The organism is Paraburkholderia phenazinium (assembly GCF_900142845.1).
In the GTDB taxonomy this organism is placed as follows: domain Bacteria; phylum Pseudomonadota; class Gammaproteobacteria; order Burkholderiales; family Burkholderiaceae; genus Paraburkholderia; species Paraburkholderia phenazinium_A.
Genome location: NZ_FSRU01000002.1, coordinates 2090189 through 2109686, shown reverse-complemented (window position 1 = coordinate 2109686; position 19498 = coordinate 2090189). Strand labels below are relative to the sequence as shown.

The window sequence follows — 19498 nt, the reverse complement described above, 5'->3', positions numbered from 1 at the left end:
GCATGGGTTGCGTTCGCATAAGAGAGCCTGCGCGCGCCCGGTGCGGCTTGTCATGGAAGGGCGGCAGCGGGAGCCTCGCGAGCTTTGCGAGCCGCCGCCCGTGAACGGCTTTTATCCGCGTTCGACCTCGAAGGCCGAGGCGCCGTCCGGATGCGTGGACCCTTTGGCGGGACGCCCGGCCCAATAGCCCGCCAGCAGCGAGCCCGACAGGTTGTGCCACACCGAGAACAGCGCACCCGGCAGTGCGGCGAGCGGCGAGAAATACAGCTTGCCGAGCGTAGCTGCGAGACCGGAATTCTGCATGCCGACTTCGATGGCGAGCGTGCGGCATACGGCTTCGTCGAAGCCGAGCAGCCGGCCGCCCCAATAGCCGCCGAGCAGGCCGATGCCGTTATGCAGCACCACGCCGAGCATTACCACCAGCCCAACCGAGGCAATGCTCTTCTGCGTGCCGCCGACGACCGCCGAGATGATCAGCAGGATCGCAATCATCGACACGAGCGGCAGAACCGGCTCCACTTTGCGCACCAGCTTGCCGAACAGATGATTGATGACGAGGCCCACGACGATCGGCAGGCCGACGATCTCCAGAATGCTAATCAGCATGCCGTGCACGTCGACGACGATCGAGGCGTCGACATAAAGGCGCGTGAGCAGCGGCGTGGCGAACACGCCGACCAGCGTCGACAGCGCGCTGATGGTCACCGACAGCGCGACGTCGCCGCGCGCCAGATAGATCATCACGTTCGAGGCGGTGCCGCTCGCGACGCTGCCCACCAGCACCATCCCGGCGGTCAGGTCCGGCGGCATGTGCAACGCCTTGGCGATGGCCCAGGCGGCGAGCGGCATCACCAGATAGTGCAGCACGATGCCGGCGACGACCGGCGCCGGTCGTGTGAAGACACGCTTGAAATCGGCGAGGGAGAGGGTCACGCCCATCGCCAGCATGATGAGGGTCAGCAGGGTGGTGACGTGCGGCGCGATGGGGCTGAAGGATGCCGGCGAAAAATAGGCGGCCAGCGAAATCAGCACGGCCCACAGCGGAAAGAGACGGGTTACCCGGGCAAGCATGTCAGGAGGTCCTTGATTCTGTTTCAACGAATAATTGGTTTCAATGCGATGGCGGCGCATGCGCGGCCTTGTGGGACGCGCGGGCCTTTCTTCATGCCGCTGGTTTCGGCGCCGCCGGTACGCGGCGCAGGCTGAGGCGGTGAAAACGCAGCGTCATCAGCAGCGCGACGCTCGCGAGGCCGGCGGCGAGACCCCACCACAGGCCGCGTGCGCCGAGTCCAAAGTGAAACGCCAGCGTGTAGCCGGTCGGAAAGCCGATGCCCCAGTAACCGAATGCGGCGGCCAGCATCGGCACGCGCGTGTCCTTCAGGCCGCGCAGGCAACCCGAGCCGACCGTCTGCATGCCGTCGACGATCTGGAAGATGGCAGCGACGCCGAGCAGCGAACTGGCGAGCTTGACCGTGGCCGCGTTGGCGGGGTCGTCCAGATGCAGGTACAGGCCGACGATCCAGTGCGGCGCGAGAATCAGCACGAGCCCCGACAAGGACATGAAGGCGACGCCGAGCGCGATCGCCACGAAGCCGGCATGCCGCGCGGCGAGCGGTTGTCCCGCGCCCGACCAGTAGCCCACGCGCACATTGGCCGCCTGACCGATTGCGAGCGGCACCATAAAGGCCACCGACGCAACGTTCAGCGCAATCTGGTGGGCGGCGAGCTGCGATTCGCCGAGCAAGCCGACCATCAGGCCGGTGGCCAGGAACAAGGTGGATTCCACGCCATAGGTGATCGCGACCGGCCAGCCGATGCCGAACAGCTCGCCCATCAGCGGCAATCTGGGCCGCGTCGCCGTGACGAAATGACGGTAGCGCGGCCGCAGATGCAACCATGCCATCAGGACGAGCGCCGTCACCCAGACGGTGATGGTGGTGGCGCAGGCCGAACCGAGAAAACCGAGGCGCGGCAGACCGTAAGCCCCGTGGATCAGGCCGTAGTTCAGAAAACCGTTCACGAAGACGCCGGCCAGCGAGACCCACAGCAGGCGCTTCGCCGCGCCGATGGCGGGCAGGAACGAGCGCATCAGGCCGATACCGATCAGGCTGCCGAGCGCGCCCCAGCGCAGCACGGCCGTATATTCGCCGACGTTGTGTGCGAGCAGGGCCGGCTCGCCGAACGCCAGCAGGACCGGCGTGGCGAACGACAGCAGCATGAAGGCGGGGATCGACAGCAGCACCGACATCACGAGGCCGGTCCAGTAGATATGCGGCACGCGTTCTTCGGCCCGGGCCCCGCGGGCATGCGACACGCTCACGCTTACCGAGGTCAGCACGCCCTGCAGCAGCGTCACGACCACGAAGAACAGGTTCGCGCCGAGACCGCCGGCGGCGAGCGCGTCAGCGCCGAGCGAGCCGAGCAGGATGGTGTCGGTGACGCCCATGGCCATCTGCGACAGTTGGGCGATGGCGAGCGGGGCGGCGAGGCGGGCGGTGTCGGCGGCGTGACGAGATAAGGTCGGCGGCGGGGCGGCCACCCGGGAGAGGCCGGATTGGGTCATCAAAAGTGCAGGGTTGCGGGGCGATGCCCGCGCCGTTTTCTGTCAAAACAGACAGCTTATTGTGTGGGCGGGCTGTTGTCGATCTGTAAGCACATTTTTGGTGCGGATTTTTGGCGGTGCGGGAGAGCGGCCGTGCTAGCGCTTGCCGCGCCGCTATGCCTCATGCACGGCGATGCGGGTATCGCCCAGCAAAACGACCTGTCCTGCGCGGATTTTGCAGGTTTTACGCAGTTCGACCTGGCCGTCGACCGTCACGGCACCCGACGCAACCATCAATTTCGCGGAGCCGCCGCTGTCGGCCAACCCCGTTATCTTCAGGAGATTGTGCAGTTCGACATAGTCGCCGGTCAGGGTGAAATCGAGGTTGGGCATGGCGATTGCGGCTTGGGTAACGGGGTTCGCATCATAAGCCAGAAGCCGGTGCAGTGGCCTGGCCGATGCGGCGTCCGGGTAAATGAAAGCCCGCGTTGGGTGATTGTTAGAAAATGAAACGTTGCGTAACAGTGTACGTTTCTCACGAACTTCACTCGCAAAGGGCGGGTCTGTAGAAAAGCCTGCTGCCTTCGTGACGTACGGTCACGTTCGGCGACGGGCGACAGCAGACCGGGCGAGCTGCAGTGCCAGCCTCGCTGTCGACGTCCAGTCTTCATTCGACTGGGGATGGATGCGTCGGCGCCCGAGTCCTGACAACAATTTTAGAGAGGATTGCTATGACCCAGATTCGTTCGCTCCTGATCGGTACCGCCCTGACCGCTTTTGCCGCTACCGGCGCGTTTGCGCAGACCAACGCGCAGCCGGACGCCGGCACGGCGGGCCAGCAAATGATGGCGCCGGGCGCCGATACCGCCGCTCCGGCCGCGCAAGGCGTCCAGCCGGTGACGCCGGCGCCGCAGCGCCTTACGGCATCGGGTTCGACCGATCCGCTGGTGCAAAAGCGCGATGCCGACGCGCAGGCCAACGCTGAGTACAGCGCTTCGAAGAAGGCCTCGAAGAGCCAGTTGAAGGAACAGCAAGCGGCCGCCAAGGCGAAGTACAAGGAACAGGTCAAGGACGCCAAGCTCAACAAGAAGGCCGACAAGCAGACCGCCAACAACGAGATGAAGATGAACATGCAAGGCCAGACGCCGGGCCAGGACGATGCTTCAGACATCAAGCACTAAGCATGACGCATGGGGCGGCGAGTTCGTCTGGCCGTCCCGGCCGGTCTGGTTCGCGGCCAGCCGCTTCACCTCAGTTTCGTTCACTTCAGGCCATCAGGGAGGTCACGCATGAACAAGCCCAGCATGAACCGGATTTACGCGGCGCTGATCGCCGGTTGCCTGTCCTCGGTCGCCCTGGCGCAGACGACGGACCCGTCGGCGGCGCCCACGCACGCGGACAAGAAGGCCGCCAAGGTACAGGCCAAGGCGAACAAGAAGTCTGACGTCGCCCAGGCGAAGGCCGACAAGTCCAAGACGGAAGCGCAGACTGACGCCGATAAGGCTGCCGCCGACGCCAAGGAAAAGGACGCGAAGAAGGAATAGGTTTCCTTTCGTGAGTGCCCAACAGCGGCCCGGTGCGCATCAGCGCCCGGGCCGTTTGCTTTTGACGAGGCTTCATCGAAAAAAGGGCGCTTGTCGGCGCCGGTTGTATGGATATACAGTATGCGGCGCCGACCTTCTCCTGCGACCCTTACCTCCCGATCCCGACCACCGTGCTCTCCGTTGCCGACTCCGCGCCGTCCGATACCGCCGCCTGGCTGGCGAAGCTCAACGACGCGCAGCGCGAAGCCGTCGAATACGGCGTCGAAAATCCCACGCAGCCGTCGGGCGCCTTGCTCGTGATCGCCGGTGCGGGTTCGGGCAAGACCAATACGTTGGCGCATCGCGTGGCGCATCTGGTGGTCAAGGGTGTCGATCCGCGCCGCATTCTGCTGCTGACGTTCTCGCGCCGGGCCGCGCTCGAAATGACCCGGCGGGTCACGCGCATCGCCGGCGAGGCGCTGGGCGCGCGGGCGGCGGTGGCGCAGGGCCTGACGTGGTCGGGCACGTTTCACGGCATCGGCGCGCGCTTGTTGCGCGAATATGCCGATCTGATCGGCCTCGCCCCCACCTTCACGATCAACGACCGTGAGGACTCCGCCGACCTGATGAACCTGGTGCGGCACGAACTCGGGCTGTCGGCCAAGGAGCGGCGCTTTCCGGCGAAGGGCACCTGCTTTGCGATCTACTCGCGCGTCGTCAATACCGGTGCGGCGCTCGCGGACGTGCTGGCGAGCGCGTTTCCGTGGTGTCGCGAATGGGAGGCGGATCTGCGGATGCTGTTTGCCGCCTACGTCGAGGCCAAGCAGAAACAGAGCGTGCTCGACTACGACGACCTGCTGCTTTACTGGTCCCTGATGGCCGGGCAGCCCACGATTGCCGCGGATCTGACGGGCCGCTTCGATCACGTGCTGGTCGACGAGTATCAGGACACCAACCGTCTGCAGGCGTCCATCCTGCTTGCCTTGAAGCCGGACGGGCGCGGTCTGACCGTGGTGGGCGACGACGCCCAGTCGATTTACTCGTTTCGCGGCGCGACGGTGCGCAACATCCTCGATTTCCCGGGCCACTTCAATCCGCCCGCGAAACAGGTCACGCTCGAGCGTAACTATCGCTCCACGCAGCCCATTCTGGCCGCGTCGAATGCGGTAATCGGGCTCGCTACCGAACGCTTCACAAAAAACCTCTGGACCGACAAGGCGTCTGCTCAACGCCCGCGTCTTGTGAGCGTGGCGGATGAAGCCGATCAGGCGCGCTACGTGGTCGAGCAGATACTCGAAGCGCGCGAAGCCGGCATGAAGCTGAAAGCGCAGGCGGTGCTGTTTCGAGCCGCGCATCATAGCGCCGCGCTGGAGGTCGAACTGACCCGGCGCAACATCCCGTTCGTGAAGTTCGGCGGCCTCAAGTTTCTCGATTCCGTGCACGTGAAAGACGTGCTGGCAGTGCTGCGCTGGGCGGAAAATCCGCGTGATCGCGTTGCCGGGTTTCGGGTCATGCAGCTTCTGCCTGGCGTCGGGCCGGCCACGGCGGCACGGCTGCTCGATGCCGTGGCGGCGCGTGGCGTGGCGGGCGGCGATACCGCCAACGCGCTCGCCGCCTTCGTCCCGCCGCCGCGCGCGCTCGAAGACTGGCCGCCCTTTGTCGCGCTGATGTCGAGCGTGTGCAGTCGAAGCTCGTCGTGGCCGGCCGAGTTCGAGTTGATCCGCCGCTGGTACGAGCCGCACCTCGAACGCAATCACGAAGACGCGGCCATGCGTCACGCGGACCTACTGCAAATGGAGAGCATCGCCGCCACCTACGCATCGCGCGAGCGCTTCCTCACGGAGCTGACGCTCGATCCGCCCGACGCCACCAGCGGCGAATCCGGCGTGCCCCTGCTCGACGAGGACTACCTGATCCTCTCGACGATTCACTCGGCGAAAGGGCAGGAATGGCGCAATGTGTTTGTGCTGAACGGCGTCGACGGTTGCATTCCGTCGGATCTCGGCACTGGCAGCGATGCGGAAATCGACGAAGAGCGCCGCCTGCTATATGTGGCGATGACGCGCGCCAAGGAGGATCTTCATATCGTCGTGCCGCAGCGCTTCTATGTGCATAACCAGACGCATCTGGGCGACCGCCACGTTTGGGCGTCGCGCACGCGCTTTATCCCGGCGCATCTGATGCCGTTGTTCGACACCTACGCCTGGCCGCGCGTGGTCGAGCCCGCCGCGCCGAGCGCAGCGGGACTTGCCGCGGCGGCGCAGGCGAAGCTCGACATTGCGGCGAAGCTCAAGAGCATGTGGGACTGAGCGCGGTGCGGCGGCCGTGCAGCACCACGCGCCTCGTAGGACCGCGGCTAGCCCGCAACGCGTTTAACGTGTCTGCCGCGGCTGTTGCTGCTGCCGTGGCTGCGCCGGCCGCGGAGGCGGCGTAAAGAAAGCGCGTAGCCACGCCGCGAGCCGCGAGAACACATCGTAGGGTTCTTCGACGAAGATTTCCGGCTTCAGCAGACGCAGGTATTCCATGATCTGCTGCGCTTCCTGTTTCTGGAACGAGCCGTGCGAGATGCCGAGGCGCAACAGGCCGCGCAGTTCGCCGAGCTTTTCGCGCGCGGTGCTGCCGATGCTCGTCTCGCAGGCCACCTTGGCTTCGTACACCCGCTGCCGCAGCGACTCGACGAGCCGCCAGGCGGGCGTCTGCATGGCTTCTTCCAGCGCCTGGATGTCCTGCGCGGCGCCCTTGATCTGCGCGGCGAGCGGATCGACCAGCGAGGCATCGCCTTCCGACTCCTTGACGATCGCCGCGGCCCAGTCGTGGCACTGCTTGGCCAGTTCCTCAGGGGTCCATTCCGAGCGCGACGCAAAGCCGAAGCCGAACTCGGAGGCCTGCTGCATCAAAATCGCCACGACGTCCGGAAATTCCTTGTCCAGCGTGCGTTTGGCCCACGCGTACTGGCCGCCCTGCAACATCCGCTTCACCGCGTGTTCGGTGAGCGGCACCATGTTGTCGAGCAGCTTGGCGCGCAGAAAGTCCTCAAACGACGGCGTCGCGAACTGCGGGTCGAGCTTCAGCGAGACGCGCAAAAAAGCGTCGAAGTCCTTGCGCAAGGTGGCGAGGGTTTCGTCTTTGAGTGAAAGGGTGATCTGACCCATGTCTTATCCCGTTTGGTCCTCCCGCGTGGCATCGCAAAAGTGCCGCCATCTGCGAACTGCCCCCGTGAGAGGGCGACGTCGATGCTCGACGCGGTTGATCCTGCTTTGTTGCCGCGTAACCAGCGGGGATACCTTCCCGACGAGCGGACCTCGACTGCATAACGGCGGACCAGGGTAAAACTTGAGGGTACGATGCGCTTCCGGAACCGGGAGTCGCGCCGATTGCGGCGCTGCACAAGGCGCGCGGCGCAATCAGATGGCCAACTCTATTTGAGCACGACGCCCTGCCAGACGAAAAATACGGCGAGTCCGACGGCAATCGTCAGCAGCGGCCGGCGGGTCAGCGCACTGACCGCCACGGCGGCAAGCGCCCCAATCAACTGCGGATTGCGCCAGGTCAGCTCGGCGCCGCCGCCGTGCGGCGAGACGGCCATCGGCACGATGATGGCGGTCAGCACCGTCACCGGCACGAAGCCGAGGGCGGTGCGCACCAGCGGCGGGAATACCAGCCGGTCGCCGAGCACGAACACGGCCGCGCGGATCGTCCAGGTGATCAGCGCCATGCCGAGAATCAGAACGACGTAGTTCATTGCGCCACCTCCGCCGTGCGCCGTTGGCTGCCGGGGCGCGACAGCAGGACGCCGACCACGACCCCCGCGAACACCGCACCAAGCAGGCCCAGCTTGTACGGCCAGGCCTGCCAGAAGAAAGCCAGCGCGCCCGAGGTGGCCGCGGCGGCGAGGTACCGCAGCGCGACCAGTTGCGGCACGACGATCGCGATAAAGGTGGCGACCATGGCGAAATCGAGCCCGAGCGACTGCAGACCGGGGAACGCCGCGCCGAACAGCAGGCCGGCGAGCGTCCAGATCTGCCAGTTGAGATACATGGCGAGGCCCGCGCCGAGGAAGTAGTACGGACTCACCGAGCCGGGCGGATGGTGCCGGTAGTGCGACCAGGCGACGGCGAAGACTTCGTCGGTGAGCACGCCGCCGAGCGCGAGCCGCCAGCGCAGCGGCAGATGCGAGACGTAGGGGGCGAGCGTGGCGCTGTACAGCACGTGGCGCAGGTTGACGACGAGGGTGGTGGCCAGCACCACGGCGAAACTCGCGTGGCCGGCTATCAGGCCCAGCGCAATGAACTGGGCCGAGCCGGCGAAGACGACGAGCGACATCAATTGGCCGTGCCACAGGTGCAGCGGGCCGGACGTGACGAGCGTGCCGAAGATCACGCCGAACGGCGCCGCGCCGACCATCATGGGGATGATGTCGCGGGCGCCGGCGGTGAGTTCGGCGAGTCGGGTCGAGTGGTTGGGGTGGGTCAATCTTGTCTCCTTGGTCCGCCGAGCATAGCTGCGGCGGGGTGGGAGCGCTTGTACGTTCTTGCGGTGGGGGGTGCTGTGTCGGCGCGCCTGCGCTCAGGCGGCCTGCCAGCGCCCCGGCGGTACCCCGAACATGCGCCGGAAATGCCGCGTGAAGTGGCTTTGGTCTGTGAAACCGCTGGCCGCAGCCACCTCGGTGACCGACACGCCCGCGCGCAACGGCGCCAGCGCCCGTTGCAGCCGGACCTGGTTGCGCCACGCATGCGGCGGCAGACCGGTGCTCTCGGCAAAGAGGCGCGCGGCGTGGAACGGCGACAGGCCCACGGCACCCGCGAGCTCGGCTAGCTGCAGCGGGGTGGTGAGGTCGCCGGTCAGACGCTCTTTCATGGTGGCCACGCGCGCGTCGTCCGAGGCGAGCCGCGCCGGCCTGCTCTGGCTGCCCGAATAGCGGACGAGCAGTGTCGACAGGGCGTCGAGCATCGCGGCTTCAGCCGCGAGCGGATCGGCTTGCGCTTCGAGCAGACGGTGAGCGCGGGCGAGGCGCTGGGCGAGCTCCGGATCGCGGATCACGCCGGGTTCGAACCATGGCAAATCCTGCTGCTGGCCGGCGACGTCTGAGGCGAGTTGCTGGAGGAAGTCCACCGGCGCATACAGCACGCGATAGCGCCAGCCTGCCTCGATCGCCCGCGCGCCCGTATGCAGTTCACCCGGATTGATGATGGGCACGCTACCCGCTTCGGCGACGTAGTCCGTGCCCAGATACCGGTAGCCCTCCGCGCCGGCCACGATCACCGGGATGGTGTACGCGTCATGCCAATGCGGCGAAAACTCGTGATCGTGATATTCGGCTGTGAGCAGATCCGCGCCGGGCAAAAGCGGCGTGCGCCAGTAGCGGGCGGAATCGCGGAAACGGGTGACGGTCATGATGAAAGTCCAGCTCGGTCTGCCAGTTTAGCGCGGGCGGACCGATACCGGCCTGGCCGCTTTCACTTAAGCGGAATGGTCGTGCCGGCGGGCATCGGCACGGCTGTCACGCTGTTTTTTGCGCTGCCGCTCGCGACCCTGTCGCTATAGGTCAGATACACCAGCGTGTTGCGCTTCGCGTCGACCACGCGCACGACGTGCAGGGTCTTGAAGATCAGCGACATGCTCATGGAAAACACATCGGCTTGCTGTTTGAGCGGTCCGGTGAATTTGATCGCGCCGACTTGCCGGCAGGCAATCGACGCCTCCGTGGGATCTTCCGCGATACCCAGCGTACCTTTGATACCGCCCGTGCGGGCTCGCGAGACATAGCAGGTGACGCCGTTGACGAGCGGATCGTCGTAGGCCTCGACCACCACGCGGTCGGAGCCGGTGAGATGGAAGTTGGTGTTGACGCTGGCCACTTCCTCGCTGTGGGCGAGCGGAGCGAAGAGCGCAGCAGCGGCGAGGGTGATGCACAACAAGGTGGATTTCATCGGGAGACCGGAATGATCGCGCAGGGAAAGTACCATCGTATAACGGCAAGCCTGACGCAGGTGGGTGTGTGAGTGTGTGGGGACTGTCGAAGGGGAGCGCGGAATATAGGACGGCCGAAGCGGCTCGCATCCGTTGCGCACATTGATATGTTGCGCAGCGCCAAAACAAAAAGGCCCGCACGGATGCGGGCCTTCGAATTTTTTGGCTCCTCGACCTGGGCTCGAACCAGGGACCTACGGATTAACAGTCCGGCGCTCTACCGACTGAGCTATCGAGGAACAGCAGTACAACCTTTACATAAAAAAGCCCGTTTTGGTTAACGGGCCTTTTGCAATTCTTGGCTCCCCGACCTGGGCTCGAACCAGGGACCTACGGATTAACAGTCCGGCGCTCTACCGACTGAGCTATCGGGGAACAGCAAAAGCAGAGAACGAAATTGTAGGGGGTGCTCCAGGACCTGTCAATACCCCGAGCCCATCTCTATTTCATTCGAACCGCGAGCATCTTGCATGGGACCAGAGTAACGAGCTTTGCATGGGACCAGAGTAACGCGCTAAAGCGCGAACTCTGGTCGGCAGCTGAAGCGCGAACGCTGGTCGACAGGCGCGCCGCGCTGAAGCCCTGGCCAGGCGGGCGCACCGCCCATGGCCGCTCAGCGGGCGAGCAGGGTCAGCTTTTCCTTCACGTCCTTGAACTCGTCTGCCTCGGGCAGCGGAGCTTTGGTTTTCGTGATGCTGGGCCAGCCTTTGGCGAGATCGGCGTTCAGCGCGATGAAGTCCTGCTGGTCGCCCGGCACGTCTTCTTCAGCGTAGATGGCGTTCACCGGACATTCGGCGACGCACACAGCACAGTCGATGCACTCATCGGGGTCGATCGCGAGGAAGTTGGGACCTTCGCGAAAGCAGTCCACCGGGCACACATCAACGCAGTCGGTATAGCGGCACTTGATGCAGCTTTCGGTCACAACGTGAGTCATTCAGGCAGCTCCTGCATGCGGTATCTGGGGAGGCGAAACGCCAAAAGCGCTATTGTAACGTAACGTCAAGTGGCGTATGCAGCGGTGGCCCAACCGGTTTATACGTTTTCGTGATTAGTTTATGGCGCCTCAGGCAGCCGGGCCGCCGGCGCGATATGGCCGTGCGCATTCGGGTAACATGCGTCAGGTCGGCGCGCCGGGGCGTGCCGCAGGCGCATGGGCCCGCTGAGGCCTTCCGTTTCTCCTGCAGTCGGTTCGTACCATCATGATTATTACTTCACTGCTCGATACTGATCTGTACAAGTTCACGATGATGCAGGTGGTTCTGCATCATTTCCCTGCCGCGAGCGTGGAATACCGCTTCCGCTGCCGGACCCAGAACGTCGACCTCGTGCCGTATATCGAGGAGATCCGCGAGGAAGTGCGCAAGCTGTGCGAGTTGCGCTTTACCGACGACGAACTCGACTACCTGCGGCGCATGCGCTTCATCAAGGGCGACTTCATCGAGTTCCTCGCGCTCTTCCATCTGAACGACAAGTACATTTCGATCACGCCTTCGCCGAAGGGCAACGGCGAAATCGACATCGAGATCAAGGGTCCGTGGCTGCACACGATCCTGTTCGAGATTCCGGTGCTGGCGATCGTCAACGAGGTCTACTTCCGCAACACGCAGCGGGAGCCGGCCTACGGCGAAGGCCGCGAGCGTCTCTCCGAAAAGATCAAGCTGCTCGGCGCACGCCCCGAATTCGCGGACTGCAAGATCGCCGATTACGGTACGCGGCGCCGCTTCTCGAAGCGCTGGCACGAAGAGGTCATCCTCACGCTGAAAGACGATCTCGGCGAACAGTTCACCGGCACGAGCAATGTCTTTTACGCCATGAAGCACGGCCTGACGCCGCTCGGCACGATGGCGCACGAGTATCTGCAGGCCTGCCAGGCGCTCGGACCGCGGCTGCGCGATTCGCAGATCTACGGCTTCGAGATGTGGGCGAAGGAATATCGCGGCGACCTCGGCATTGCGCTCTCGGACGTGTACGGCATGGAAGCGTTCTTGCGCGATTTCGACATGTACTTCTGCAAGCTGTTCGACGGCGCGCGCCACGACTCCGGCGATCCGTTCGAGTGGGGCGAGCGCCTGCTCAGGCACTACGAAGCGAACCGCTGCGACCCGCGTACCAAGATCCTGGTGTTCTCGGACGCGCTGGATATCCCGAAGGTCCTGCAACTGTACGAACGCTTCCGCGGCCGCTGCAAATTGGCGTTCGGCGTCGGCACCAACCTCACCAACGACCTGGGCTATAACCCGCTGCAGATCGTGATCAAGATGGTTCGCTGCAACGGCCAGCCGGTAGCCAAGCTGTCGGATTCGCCGGGCAAGAACATGTGCGACGACAAGGCCTATCTCGCCTATCTGCGCCAGGTGTTCGGCATCAAACAGCCGGACGAGGAAGTGTCGAGCTAAGGTTCGCAGCGAACGCGCTTCGTGTGCCCACCCTGGCCATCTGGACGAGTGTTTGCGCGCGGGGTGGCCGGTATAATCCTCGCGATGCCGCACGGCTATCGCAACGGCAACCTCGCGAGGACTTCGCCCATGGATACATCGATCGCCCGCCGCAACATTCTCGCGCGCATCCGCGCGGCGCAGGGGCGCGACGCCGAACCCGCGGCCTCCGAGCGCGAGGCCGTCGCCGACTATCTCGCACGTCATCCGCAAGGCCCGCGGCCGCCCATGCCGGACGATCTCATCGCACGCTTTATCGAGGAGGCGCAGAAGCTGGCCACCAGCGTCGAGACCGTCGAGGCCTTGAGCGAAGTGCCGGCCGCTGCGCATCGCTATCTCACGCAGCAAGGCTTGCCGGTGCAGGCAATTGCCTGGCAAACGCTGCAGGATCTCGGCTGGGCCGCCGCGGGTCTCACCGTCGAATTCCGCAAACCGCAAGACAGCGACGTGGTCGGCATCACAGGCTGTTTCTGTGCGACTGCGGAGACTGGCACCCTGGTGCTGTTGTCCGGGCCTGAAACCTATGCATCCGCGGGGTTGCTGCCTGAGACGCACATTGCTATCGTGCCGGCCTCGCGTATCGTCGCCGGTCATGAAGAGGCATTCGATCTGATCCGCAGTGAGCGTGGCGAACTGCCGCGCGCGGTTAACTTCGTATCGGGTCCGTCGCGCACCGGCGATATCGAGCAAACCATCGTGCTCGGTGCACACGGGCCGTATCGGGTCCATGCGATCGTCGTGCGCGGCGCGTGAGCGCCATGCATGGCCGTTTTGTCCGCACCCCGCGTGCCCCGTACGCTTTTCATAAGCGCCTCGCTTAGCCTGGAAAACCAAAGGATTCGAATATGACGCGACATGCCGGATGGACGAGCATGGGGCTCGTCGCCGCACTCGCACTGTGGTGGCCGCAACTGGCATCGGCGGCGACGCTCGACGGCGCGGCGCTGTCGGCGTGGTGGAGCTTGCCGTTCGCCGGCGTGCTGTTGTCGATCGCGGTGTTTCCGCTCATCGCGCCGACGTTCTGGCATCACCATTTCGGCAAGATCGCAGCGGCATGGGCGGTCCTGTTCCTCGTGCCGTTCGCCGTCGCGTTCGGCGCGGGCGTCGCATGGGGCACGTTCGTTCACGCGATGCTCGAAGAGTATGTGCCGTTTATCGTGCTGCTGACCGCGCTCTACACCGTGGCCGGCGGCATCTGCGTGCGTGGCAACCTGCACGGCACGCCGCGCATGAATACGGCGATCATCGCGCTGGGCACGGTGCTCGCAAGCATCATGGGCACGACCGGCGCCGCCATGCTGCTGATCCGGCCGCTGCTGCGCGCCAACGACAATCGCAAGCATGTCGTGCACGTCGTCGTGTTCTTTATCTTTCTGGTCGCCAATGCCGGCGGTTCGCTGTCGCCGCTCGGCGACCCGCCGCTGTTTCTCGGCTTCCTCAACGGCGTGAGTTTCTTCTGGACTACCACGCATCTGGCGTTGCCGATGCTGTTTGTCTGCGCCGTGCTGCTAGTGACGTTTTACGCGCTCGATTCGTACTATTACCATCGTCGTGAAGAGGAGCGCTCGCGGTTTCTCGATCCGACGCCCGATACGCCGCTCCTCGGCATCGACGGCAAGATCAACTTCGTGCTGCTCGGCGCGGTGATCGCTCTCGTGCTGATGAGCGGCCTGTGGAAACCGGGCATCGAATTCGACGTATTCGGCACGCACGTCGCCTTGCAGAACGCGGTGCGCGATGTGGCGCTGATCGGCGTCACGCTGCTGTCGCTGGCTGTGACGCCGCGTGCGGCGCGCGAGGGCAATGCCTTCAACTGGGCGCCGATCGAAGAGGTGGCCAAGCTGTTCGCCGGCATCTTCGTGACGATTGCGCCGGTCATCACGATCCTGCGCGCCGGCGACGCGGGCGCGTTCGCGGGCATCGTGCATCTGGTCAACGATGCGTCCGGCCAGCCGCACGATGCGATGTATTTCTGGGCGACCGGTTTGCTCTCGTCGTTCCTCGACAACGCGCCGACCTATCTGGTGTTCTTTAATCTGGCCGGCGGCGACGCGCAGACCTTGATGACCCAGGGTGCAACCACGCTGGCCGCGATTTCGGCCGGCGCGGTATTCATGGGCGCGAACAGCTATATCGGCAACGCGCCGAACTTCATGGTGAAGGCGATCGCGGAATCGCGCGGCGTGCGCATGCCGGGCTTTTTCGCCTATCTGATGTGGTCGGTCGCGATCCTGGTGCCGGTGTTTCTCGTGACCACCTGGTTGTTCTTTTAGCGGTTGATGACGACGGGACCGCTGACGGTTCCGTCGCGCTATTCGGAGAATTGCAATGCAAAAGATCCTGGTTGCCCGTCCGATTTTTCCGGATGTAATCGAACGCCTCAAACAGCATTTCGAGGTTGACTGGAACAACGGCGAAGTCCTCTCCGCCGAAGAACTGACGCGCCGCCTCGCCGACAAGGACGGCGCGCTGACCGCCGGCGACCCGGTCGGCGCGGCGGTGCTGGCCGCGGCGCCGCGGTTGCGGGTGGTGTCGAACATGGCCGTCGGCTACAACAACTTCGACATGGCGGCGTTCAATGCCTCGAACGTCCTCGGCACCAATACGCCGGACGTGCTGAACGAATCCACCGCCGACTTCGGCTGGGCGCTGATGATGGCCGCGGCGCGCCGCGTGACGGAGTCCGAACACTGGCTGCGCGCCGGCAAATGGCAGAAGTGGGCCTACGACGGTTTTCTCGGCACTGACGTGTATGGCTCGACGCTCGGTGTGATCGGCATGGGACGCATCGGCCAGGCGCTGGCGCGCCGCGCCCGCGGTTTCAACATGCAGGTGATTTATCACAACCGCTCGCGGGTCGCGCCGGAGATCGAAGCCGAGCTGAACGCGCAGTATGTGTCGAAAACGGAGTTGTTGAAGCGGGCCGATCACGTCGTGCTCGTGTTGCCTTATACCAAGGACAACCATCACACCATCGGCGCCGCGGAACTCGCGCAGATGAAGCCGACCGCGACGCTCACCAACATCGCGCGCGGCGGCATCGTCGACGATGCGGCGCTCGCCGAGGCCTTGCGCGCCAAACGTATCGCGGCGGCGGGGCTCGATGTCTATGAAGGCGAGCCGAACCTGAATCCGGCCTTGCTCACGGTGCCGAATGTCGTGCTGACGCCGCATATCGCGAGCGCCACCGAATCGACACGGCGCGCCATGGCCAATCTCGCCGCGGACAATCTGATTGCGGCGCTCGGCGAGGGGCCGAATGCGGGACGTCCGGCGAACCCGATCAATCCTGACGTGATCGGCAAGGCCCGCGCATGACGATGATTTTGCTTGCGGCGGTGGTGGTGCTGGCTGTCGCGTTGGCGATTGCCTTGCTGATCCTGATGCGCGGCGGCCGCCACGGCGATCTGGAAGCGCAGATCGACGGCCTGGGTGACCACATCGGCTCGACGGGGCAAGCGCAGACGCGTGCGTTCGAGCGGCTAGAGCGCGAGTTGCGCAGCGAGATCGAGCAAACCGCCCGCGTCTCGCGTACCGAACTGAACGGCGGCTTCGCGCAGTTTCAGCAGACGCTAGCCGCGCAGTTCACCAGCATGACGACGCTGCAGAGCGGCAAGATCGACGGCTTCGCGCAACAGCTTGTCAAGCTGACCGAGACGAACGCGCTGCAACTCGAGACGACGCGCCAGAGCTTGCAACAGCAGGCCCAGCAGGCGCGCGACGAGCAGGGCGTGGCGCTGCGGCATTTTGGCGAGACGCTGACCTTGCAATTGGGGCGGCTGACCGAGGCGAACGACCGCCGCTTTGCCGAAGTGCGCGCGACGATCGAACAGCGTCTGAAGGACATCGAAGCGAACAACTCGGCCAAACTCGAAGAGATGCGCCGCACGGTGGACGAGAAGCTGCATGCCACGCTCGAACAGCGCCTCGGCGAATCGTTCAAGCAGGTGTCGGATCGCCTCGAGCAGGTGCATCGCGGGCTGGGCGAAATGCAGACGTTGGCTGCGGGCGTGGGCGATCTGAAGAAGGTGCTGACCAACGTCAAGACGCGCGGCACGTGGGGCGAGGTGCAGCTCGAGGCCTTGCTCGAACAGTTGCTGACGCCGGACCAGTATGCGAAGAATGTCGCGACCATACCGAAGAGCGCCGACCGGGTCGAATTCGCCATCAAGCTGCCGGGCCGTCAGGACCCGGATGGCCCCGCCGTGCCGGTGTGGCTGCCGATCGATGCGAAATTCCCGCGCGAGGACTACGAACGCCTGATCGATGCCCAGGAGCGGGCCGACCCGGTGGCGGTCGAAGACGCGTCGCGCGCGCTCGAGGCGCGGATTCGCGCCGAGGCCCGCGCGATTGCGGAGAAATACGTTTCGCCGCCGCACACCACGGACTTCGCACTGCTGTTCTTGCCCACCGAAGGACTCTACGCAGAAATCCTGCGCCGGCCCGGGCTCACGGATATGCTGCAGCGGGACTACCGCGTGACGATTGCCGGCCCGACTACGCTCACCGCTTTGTTGAATAGTTTGCAGATGGGTTTCCGCACGCTCGCCATCGAGAAGCGTTCGAGCGAAGTCTGGCAGGTGCTGGGCGCGGTGAAGACCGAGTTCGGCAAGTTCGGCGACGTGCTGGCGAAGACGAAGTCGCAGCTCGAAACGGTGACCCGTTCGATCGAAGCCGCCGAGACGCGCACCCGCATGATGAACCGCAAGCTGCGCGATGTCGAAGCGCTGCCGGGGGATGAGGCGAGCGGTCTGCTAGGGGACGCGCTGCTCGGCGCGGATGGCGACGAATAGCGAGAGACGCACGCTCTCAGCGGACCTTCACCCGGCGTTCACTGCCGCCGTTCCCGCCAGCTTTTCCAGCGCTTCACCCGTGATGCGCACAACGCGCCAGTCGGACAACACGGTCGCGCCCATCTTCTCGTAGAAGCTAATGGCCGGCTGGTTCCAGTCGAGCACCGTCCATTCGAAGCGGCCGCATTGCCGCTCCACGGCCAGCGCGGCCAGTTCCTTGAGCATGCGGGTGCCGAGACCGCTGCCGCGCTGCGTCGGTTGCACGTACAGGTCTTCGAGATACAGTCCGCGCCGGCCCAGAAAGGTCGAGAAGTTATGGAAGAATAGCGCGTAGCCGACAATGCGGCCGTCTTCTTCCTGCGCGACCATGGCTTCCGACGACGGCCGCGCGCCGAATAGTGCATCGTGCACACCGGCTTCGGTGGCGACAAACAGATGGGTCAGCTTTTCGAACTCGGCCAGCTCGAGCATCAGCGAAAAGATAGCGCCGACGTCGGCGGGTGTGGCGGCACGGATCGTTGCGCTCATTACGCTTCCTCGGGTACGTCGCTCAACTGGATCTCGATGCCGCCGAAACGCGAGGCCACCCAGTTATAGGCATGGCAGGCAATCCACAGCAGCACGAAGCCGAGGATCGCATTGAGCAGCAGTGCGCTGAATACGGTGCTCAGTTCGACCGAACCATAGCGGATAAAGGCGACCAGCACGCCGAGCAGCACGATAGGCACGCTGAAGGTCAGATACACCAGGATCAGCGCCTTGGCGGTCTGTCCCGGCGCGATGAAAGAGATCTGTTTTTTCATGTAGGTCAAACCCGTTGGTCGTAGGTAAAGAGTAAGGGGTAAGGAGTTCGGAGCGGGCAACCGGCGGGGGCGTCAGATCAGGCCGTCGAACAGCATGATGTCGACGTTCTCGCCGGGGGCGACGTCAGCGCGCTCGTGTTCGAGCACGATAAAGCAATTCGCTTCGCTCATCGAACTGAGCACGCCGGAGCTTTGCGAGCCGGTTGGCGTGACATGCCACTGGCCGCGGGCGTCGCGTTCGGCGACGCCGCGTTGATACTCGGTGCGGCCGGCGCGCTTGCGGATCACCTCGCGGCTGGCGGCCTGCAGGAGCGGCACCGGTTGCGACGTGGCGCCGGACATGACCAGCAGCGCCTCGCGCACGATCTGATAAAACGTGACCATTACGGCGACCGGATTGCCCGGCAGACCGAAGAACAGGGCGGGCAGGCCAAGGCCCGGCCGGTCGCCCGACCAGACGCGGCCAAACGCGAGCGGGCGGCCGGGGCGCATGGCGAGCGTCCAGAACGCGACGTCGCCGAAAGTCTGCACCAACTGCTTGGTGAAATCCGCTTCGCCGACCGAGACGCCGCCCGAGGTCAGGACCACGTCGGCGCTGGCTGCGGCGCTGCGCAGCGCGGCTTCGAGCGCGGCAGGCTGATCGCGCACGACGCCCAGGTCGAGCGTGTCGATATTCATGCGGCGTAGCATCGCAAACAGCGTGTGGCGGTTGCTGTCGTACACACAGCCCGGTTCGAGCGGTTCGCCGAGCGAACGCAGTTCGTCGCCGGTCGAAAAGAACGCCGCGCGCAGACGCCGCCGCACCGGCACTTCGCCGATGCCGAGCGACGCGATCAGACCGAGGTCCGATGCGCGCAGGATGCGACCGGCGCGCAAGGCTGCGCTGCCGCGGGCGAGGTCTTCGCCGGCGAGACGCCGGTTGGCGCCCCCGCGCACGGCAGAGGCAGCGAACTGAACGGTCTCGCCACTGCGCGTGACCCGTTCCTGCGGCACGACCGTATCGCAACCGGCCGGCATGCAGGCGCCCGTCATGACCCGGACGCATTGCGTGAGCGCCACGGCGCCGCCGAACGGGTGACCGGCCAGCGCCTTGCCGGCGACTGTGAGTTCGACGGTGGCGGATGCATCCGCGAGCGCGGCGCTCTGGAATGCGTAGCCGTCCATGGCCGAGTTGTCGTGGGCAGGCACGTCGCTTGGCGAGACGATGTCTTCGGCCAGCACGCGGTCGAGCGCGTCGTGCAGCGGCACGCGTTCAACGGCGGCGACCGGCGTGGCCCACTGCCGCACGATCGCCTGCGCGGCCGTGACCGGCAGCGCATGAGGATCGTACTGGGCGACGCAGTTGGAAAATTCGTTAAGCGTGGTCATGAATGGAGGAGCGTCGCGACCGGAGACGGTCGGCCGGATCCGGCGGCCGCCGTGCGGCTGG

20 protein-coding genes and 2 tRNA genes are annotated in these 19498 nt (G+C 64.9%); 8 read left to right on the top strand and 14 right to left on the bottom strand.

What is annotated here, in order from left to right; translation table 11 throughout:
* Positions 1–111 precede the first annotated feature (111 nt).
* The 3 genes from panS to BUS12_RS26375 all read right to left on the bottom strand — a co-directional run bounded on the left by panS (position 112) and on the right by BUS12_RS26375 (position 2935).
* Positions 112–1071, bottom strand: a complete 960-nt coding sequence (panS, locus tag BUS12_RS26385; RefSeq protein WP_074301716.1) for a ketopantoate/pantoate/pantothenate transporter PanS — start codon at positions 1069–1071, stop codon at positions 112–114.
* A gap of 91 nt (positions 1072–1162) precedes the next feature.
* Positions 1163–2563 carry an MATE family efflux transporter gene (locus BUS12_RS26380; protein WP_074300350.1) on the bottom strand — a complete coding sequence of 467 codons (1401 nt, stop codon included), beginning with the start codon at positions 2561–2563 and terminating at the stop codon, positions 1163–1165.
* A 153-nt stretch (positions 2564–2716) separates the two neighbouring features.
* Positions 2717–2935, bottom strand: a complete 219-nt coding sequence (locus BUS12_RS26375) for an RNA-binding S4 domain-containing protein (RefSeq protein WP_074265967.1) — start codon at positions 2933–2935, stop codon at positions 2717–2719.
* A gap of 338 nt (positions 2936–3273) precedes the next feature.
* Between BUS12_RS26375 and BUS12_RS26370 the strand changes: the two genes are divergently transcribed.
* The 3 genes from BUS12_RS26370 to BUS12_RS26360 all read left to right on the top strand — a co-directional run bounded on the left by BUS12_RS26370 (position 3274) and on the right by BUS12_RS26360 (position 6374).
* Positions 3274–3723: a hypothetical protein gene (locus tag BUS12_RS26370; protein WP_074300349.1), complete on the top strand. Its 450-nt coding sequence runs from the start codon at positions 3274–3276 to the stop codon at positions 3721–3723.
* A gap of 108 nt (positions 3724–3831) precedes the next feature.
* Positions 3832–4086 (top strand): hypothetical protein, encoded by a 255-nt coding sequence (locus BUS12_RS26365; RefSeq protein ID WP_074300348.1) that lies wholly within the window; start codon positions 3832–3834, stop codon positions 4084–4086.
* A gap of 107 nt (positions 4087–4193) precedes the next feature.
* A complete protein-coding gene (locus BUS12_RS26360) occupies positions 4194–6374 on the top strand; it encodes an ATP-dependent helicase (RefSeq protein WP_074300347.1) in 2181 nt (726 codons plus the stop codon).
* Between the two features lie 63 nt (positions 6375–6437).
* On the opposite strand, the gene BUS12_RS26355 is transcribed toward BUS12_RS26360, so the two are convergent.
* From BUS12_RS26355 to fdxA, 8 genes are all read right to left on the bottom strand, one after another.
* Positions 6438–7217, bottom strand: coding sequence for a DUF4088 family protein (locus BUS12_RS26355; protein ID WP_074300346.1), 780 nt, complete (start codon positions 7215–7217; stop codon positions 6438–6440).
* A gap of 266 nt (positions 7218–7483) precedes the next feature.
* Positions 7484–7807 (bottom strand): AzlD domain-containing protein, encoded by a 324-nt coding sequence (locus tag BUS12_RS26350; protein ID WP_074300345.1) that lies wholly within the window; start codon positions 7805–7807, stop codon positions 7484–7486.
* A complete protein-coding gene (locus tag BUS12_RS26345; RefSeq protein ID WP_171991755.1) occupies positions 7804–8472 on the bottom strand; it encodes an AzlC family ABC transporter permease in 669 nt (222 codons plus the stop codon). Before BUS12_RS26345 ends, BUS12_RS26350 begins: the two co-directional genes overlap by 4 nt.
* A 159-nt stretch (positions 8473–8631) precedes the next feature.
* Entirely contained in the window at positions 8632–9459 is an 828-nt protein-coding gene (locus tag BUS12_RS26340) for a helix-turn-helix transcriptional regulator (protein ID WP_074300343.1), read from the bottom strand.
* A 62-nt stretch (positions 9460–9521) separates the two neighbouring features.
* Positions 9522–9995 (bottom strand): CreA family protein, encoded by a 474-nt coding sequence (locus tag BUS12_RS26335; protein ID WP_074300342.1) that lies wholly within the window; start codon positions 9993–9995, stop codon positions 9522–9524.
* Positions 9996–10198: 203 nt separating this feature from the next.
* A tRNA-Asn gene (locus tag BUS12_RS26330) sits at positions 10199–10274 on the bottom strand.
* Positions 10275–10334: 60 nt separating this feature from the next.
* Positions 10335–10410: transfer RNA gene (locus BUS12_RS26325), tRNA-Asn, on the bottom strand.
* A gap of 238 nt (positions 10411–10648) precedes the next feature.
* A complete protein-coding gene (gene fdxA / locus BUS12_RS26320) occupies positions 10649–10972 on the bottom strand; it encodes a ferredoxin FdxA (protein WP_074263818.1) in 324 nt (107 codons plus the stop codon).
* A gap of 265 nt (positions 10973–11237) precedes the next feature.
* Between fdxA and pncB the strand changes: the two genes are divergently transcribed.
* The 5 genes from pncB (at position 11238) to BUS12_RS26295 (ending at position 17266) form a co-directional block, all read left to right on the top strand.
* Positions 11238–12434: a nicotinate phosphoribosyltransferase gene (gene pncB, locus BUS12_RS26315; protein ID WP_074300341.1), complete on the top strand. Its 1197-nt coding sequence runs from the start codon at positions 11238–11240 to the stop codon at positions 12432–12434.
* 129 nt (positions 12435–12563) lie between these two features.
* On the top strand, positions 12564–13226 hold the full coding sequence (locus BUS12_RS26310; RefSeq protein WP_074301715.1) for a LutC/YkgG family protein: 663 nt from the start codon (positions 12564–12566) through the stop codon (positions 13224–13226).
* Between the two features lie 92 nt (positions 13227–13318).
* Positions 13319–14746, top strand: coding sequence for a sodium:proton antiporter (locus tag BUS12_RS26305; RefSeq protein ID WP_074300340.1), 1428 nt, complete (start codon positions 13319–13321; stop codon positions 14744–14746).
* Positions 14747–14801: 55 nt separating this feature from the next.
* Entirely contained in the window at positions 14802–15791 is a 990-nt protein-coding gene (locus BUS12_RS26300) for a 2-hydroxyacid dehydrogenase (protein ID WP_074300339.1), read from the top strand.
* Positions 15788–17266 carry a DNA recombination protein RmuC gene (locus BUS12_RS26295; RefSeq protein WP_074300338.1) on the top strand — a complete coding sequence of 493 codons (1479 nt, stop codon included), beginning with the start codon at positions 15788–15790 and terminating at the stop codon, positions 17264–17266. Before BUS12_RS26300 ends, BUS12_RS26295 begins: the two co-directional genes overlap by 4 nt.
* Positions 17267–17293: 27 nt before the next feature.
* Here the strand turns inward: BUS12_RS26295 and BUS12_RS26290 are convergent, their stop codons facing one another.
* From BUS12_RS26290 to moeA, 3 genes are all read right to left on the bottom strand, one after another.
* Positions 17294–17794 carry a GNAT family N-acetyltransferase gene (locus tag BUS12_RS26290; RefSeq protein ID WP_074300337.1) on the bottom strand — a complete coding sequence of 167 codons (501 nt, stop codon included), beginning with the start codon at positions 17792–17794 and terminating at the stop codon, positions 17294–17296.
* The gene (locus tag BUS12_RS26285) at positions 17794–18069 is read right to left on the bottom strand and encodes a hypothetical protein (protein ID WP_074301714.1); all 276 of its coding nucleotides are present in this window, start codon (positions 18067–18069) and stop codon (positions 17794–17796) included. The genes BUS12_RS26290 and BUS12_RS26285 overlap by 1 nt, the downstream gene beginning before the upstream one ends.
* A 72-nt stretch (positions 18070–18141) precedes the next feature.
* Complete coding sequence (gene moeA, locus BUS12_RS26280) at positions 18142–19437, bottom strand: molybdopterin molybdotransferase MoeA (protein ID WP_074300336.1); 1296 nt, start codon at positions 19435–19437, stop codon at positions 18142–18144.
* Positions 19438–19498 lie beyond the last annotated feature (61 nt).